Raw genomic sequence first — 2,850 nt, 5'->3', positions numbered from 1 at the left:
GGGCCGCCCGGCTTCGGGGCACCCGGACGCGGCGCCGCGGCGCCGGGCTTGCGGGGTGCGGACGGTTTGGCGGACTTGCGGGCGCCGGAGGCGCCGCCGTCGAGTGCGTTCGTCAACTTGCGAACAACGGGCGCCTCGATCGTCGAGGACGCCGAACGGACGAACTCACCCAGTTCCTGGAGTTTGGCCATGACGACCTTGCTCTCGACTCCAAGCTCCTTGGCGAGCTCGTATACCCGGACCTTAGCCACTTCGCTCCTTAGTCGGTCCGGGGTGGGTCGTCCGCCGGACCTTCGCTACTGCATGGGCGTACTCATCGCGTACTCATCGAGTGCTCATCGCAATCTCGACCTACTTCCGACTCGCGAGGTACCTCGGCCGCGCGGGGAACCGCGCGACGCGTCTTGCATGGGGTCTTACCACTGTTGGTGCGGTGTTTCCCGTCCCGCCGGGGGGCGAATCGCCCGTTCCAGGGGTGCCGTGTCCAGGGGCCCCCCTCGGCGGAAGGCCCTGGGGAACGCCCTGCGGCGCAACGCTGCCTCCAAACAGGCGGGCGCGGGATGCAGGTACGCACCCCGCCCGGGCAGCGTACCGCGCGGATCGGGAACACAGGTGTTCCCTTCCAGCGCCACACGCAGCAGCCCGTCCCTGGAGGAACGTTCCCGGCAGCCCACACAGGTGCGCTCCGGGCAGGCCCGGACGCGCGTCCGGCCGGACATCGTCGATTCTACCTCCCCGCGTACCCACTTCGGTGATCCGGGGGCACGCCGTTGATCCATCCGGGCGCGGATCGCCCGGAGTCGCCCCCTCGGTCAACGCGGAACCGGGCACGGGTATTCCGCGCGGAGCCCGGCGGATCCCGGTGCGTCGAACCCCGCGGCGTCCCGCGGGGGCGTCATCGGGCGACGGCGGGTCCGCGCGCCCGGTCGGGGCCCGTCGGGGGCCCTACCGGGGCATGCCTCAGAGGGTGTCGCCGGTGTCCCGGCGCCGGGCGTCGGAGCCGACCGCCGGCCCACGGTCACCGCGCCCCGCACCGTCGTGGTGCCGCGGGTCCCGGGAGCGTCCCCGGGGTCGTTCCCCTCCGGAGTCGGTCCCCCCGCTCTCCTCGCCCTCCTCGGTGTCGGGGCGGATGTCGATGCGCCATCCGGTGAGGCGGGCGGCGAGCCGGGCGTTCTGCCCCTCCTTCCCGATGGCCAGCGAGAGCTGGTAGTCGGGCACGATCACCCTGGCGGACCGGGCCCGGGCGTCCACGACGTCCACACGGTTCACCCGGGCCGGGGAGAGCGCGTTGGCGACCATCTCGGCCGGGTCCTCGGACCAGTCCACGATGTCGATCTTCTCGCCGTTGAGCTCCGCCATGACGTTGCGCACCCGGCCGCCCATGGGGCCGATGCAGGCCCCCTTGGCGTTGAGGCCGGAGCGCAGCGAGCGGACCGCAATCTTGGTGCGGTGCCCGGCCTCCCGGGCGATCGCCGCGATCTCCACCGAGCCGTCGGCGATCTCCGGCACCTCCAGCTCGAAGAGCTTCTTGACCAGATTGGGGTGGGTCCGCGAGAGGGTCACCGACGGACCGCGCATGCCCTTGACCACCCGGACCACGTAACTGCGCAGGCGGGTGCCGTGGGGATAGCGCTCGCCGGGCACCTGTTCCTGGGGGGGCAGGATCGCCTCCAACCGGCCGATGTCGACCAGCACACTGCGCGGGTCCCGGCCCTGCTGGACCACCCCGGTGACGATGTCGCCCTCGCGCCCGGCGTACTCGCCGAAGGTGGCGTCCTCCTCGGCGTCCCGGAGCCGCTGCAGGATGACCTGCTTGGCGGTGCCGGCGGCGATCCGCCCGAAGCCGTCCGGGGTGTCGTCGAACTCCCGGGCCGCGGGGGGCGGGACGTCCGTCCCGGTGTCGGCGGTGTCGGTGTCGGCATCCGCTCCGGTGTCCGTGTCCGGCAGGTCCTCGGGGTCCTCACGGGCCCAGACGGTGACGTGACCGGTGGCCCGGTCCAGCTCGACCCGGGCGTGCCGTCGGCTTCCCTCGGTGCGGTGGTAGGCGATGAGCAGCGCGGACTCGATCGCCTCCACCAGGACGTCGAAGGAGATCTCCTTCTCCCTGACCAGTCCCCGCAGGGCGCTCATGTCGATGTCCACGGCTATGCCTCCTCTTCCGGCATGTCCTTGCGGCTGAAGTCGACCTCGCCGCGCACCTGCTCGACCTCGGCGAAAGTGATCCGCCGGGGCTTGGGCCTGCGGCCCTTCTCCCCCGGGATCTCCAGATCAAGCCCTTCCTCGTCCAGCCCCAGCAGGCGAGCGGTGAAAACCTCTCCCGATGTCGGCCGGATCCGCACCATCCGGCCCACCGCGCGGCGAAAATGGCGCGGCTGCGTCAGGGGGCGGTCCACGCCGGGCGAGGTGACCTCGAGAACATACGGATCGGCACCCATCACGTCCTCCGCGTCCAGCAGTTCGGAGGCGGCACGGCTCAGCTCGGCGCACTCGTCCAACTGGACGCCCTCGTCGGTGTCGACGACCAACTGCAGGACCTGCCGGCGACCGGCGCGGGTCAGGGTGAGGTCCTCCAGGTCCATGCCCTGCCGGGCGGCGAGCGGTTCCAACAACTCCCGCAGCCTGTCGATCTGGGTGGTGCTCATCCGGGTGACTCCTCGGCCGCGTCTGCTGTTGTCCTGGTGCTCCCGACCCCTGGCGTCCCGGTGCCGGTGGGACGTTTCGGGCTCGGCGGCGGGATTGTGCCGCGCCGCCGGGAAACACCCTATCGCCTGCGGGGCTCGCGACCGACCGCTTCGGTGGGGGTGTCCGCACGCGCTTCGCGGGAGCGTCCGCGGGTGGGGCGGGATGGCC

General features: G+C 72.0%; 4 protein-coding genes. All 4 read right to left on the bottom strand.

Annotation, left to right across the window (positions count from 1 at the left end; all coding sequences use genetic code 11):
• Positions 1-251 (bottom strand): translation initiation factor IF-2 N-terminal domain-containing protein (locus tag FNQ90_RS27570; protein ID WP_323380052.1); only part of this gene is annotated, 251 nt, incomplete at its 3' end.
• Positions 252-416: 165 nt separating this feature from the next.
• Positions 417-719, bottom strand: a complete 303-nt coding sequence (locus FNQ90_RS18475) for a YlxR family protein (RefSeq protein WP_143623265.1) — start codon at positions 717-719, stop codon at positions 417-419.
• A 241-nt stretch (positions 720-960) separates the two neighbouring features.
• The gene (nusA, locus tag FNQ90_RS18470; RefSeq protein ID WP_323380051.1) at positions 961-2,142 is read right to left on the bottom strand and encodes a transcription termination factor NusA; all 1,182 of its coding nucleotides are present in this window, start codon (positions 2,140-2,142) and stop codon (positions 961-963) included.
• A 2-nt stretch (positions 2,143-2,144) separates the two neighbouring features.
• Positions 2,145-2,642, bottom strand: coding sequence for a ribosome maturation factor RimP (rimP, locus tag FNQ90_RS18465; protein ID WP_182607396.1), 498 nt, complete (start codon positions 2,640-2,642; stop codon positions 2,145-2,147).
• Positions 2,643-2,850: the final 208 nt, after the last annotated feature.

Origin of the sequence: Streptomyces alkaliphilus, from assembly GCF_014141535.1 — a bacterium.
In the GTDB taxonomy this organism is placed as follows: domain Bacteria; phylum Actinomycetota; class Actinomycetes; order Streptomycetales; family Streptomycetaceae; genus Streptomyces; species Streptomyces alkaliphilus.
This window is presented reverse-complemented; position numbering and strand designations above follow the sequence as displayed.